Source organism: Ligilactobacillus salitolerans, assembly GCF_003864415.1.
GTDB classification, from domain to species: Bacteria; Bacillota; Bacilli; order Lactobacillales; family Lactobacillaceae; genus Ligilactobacillus; species Ligilactobacillus salitolerans.
In genome coordinates this window covers 1-703 of the sequence record NZ_BFFP01000094.1, presented here as the reverse complement: position 1 = coordinate 703, position 703 = coordinate 1, and the positions used below count along the sequence as shown (strand labels likewise).

Annotated in this window: 1 tRNA gene and 2 rRNA genes; all 3 read left to right on the top strand. The window is 46.9% G+C overall.

The features are described from left to right. Positions 1-310: ribosomal RNA gene (locus LFYK43_RS12195) — 16S ribosomal RNA — on the top strand; the annotation flags it as partial. A gap of 76 nt (positions 311-386) precedes the next feature. Further along, a tRNA-Ala gene (locus LFYK43_RS12190) sits at positions 387-459 on the top strand. A 170-nt stretch (positions 460-629) separates the two neighbouring features. Continuing rightward, positions 630-703, top strand: a 23S ribosomal RNA gene (locus tag LFYK43_RS12185); the annotation flags it as partial.

The window sequence follows — 703 nt, the reverse complement described above, 5'->3', positions numbered from 1 at the left end:
CTACAATGGACGGTACAACGAGTCGCGAGACCGCGAGGTTTAGCTAATCTCTTAAAACCGTTCTCAGTTCGGATCGTAGGCTGCAACTCGCCTACGTGAAGTCGGAATCGCTAGTAATCGCGGATCAGCATGCCGCGGTGAATACGTTCCCGGGCCTTGTACACACCGCCCGTCACACCATGAGAGTTTGTAACACCCAAAGCCGGTGGGGTAACCTTTTTGGAGCCAGCCGTCTAAGGTGGGACAGATGATTGGGGTGAAGTCGTAACAAGGTAGCCGTAGGAGAACCTGCGGCTGGATCACCTCCTTTCTAAGGAATAATACGGAAACTCACACGATTTGTTACATGAAACTTTGTTTGGTTTTGAGAGGTCTACTCTCAAAATGGGGGTTTAGCTCAGCTGGGAGAGCACCTGCTTTGCAAGCAGGAGGTCAACGGTTCGATCCCGTTAACCTCCATTGACAGCGTCAGCTGCCATGGATCCGTTCTTTGAAAACTGAATAACATTTATTTCTTGATCAATAATTTTATTAAACCGAGAACACCGCGTTTGAAAGAGTTTCAAACAAGAATTCAAAATAAGTATTAAACGCAAACTCATAACCCAGTTATCTTCGATAAATGAATAGGTTAAGTTAGGAAGGGCGCATGGTGGATGCCTTGGCACTAGGAGTCGATGAAGGACGCGACTAACTGCGAAAT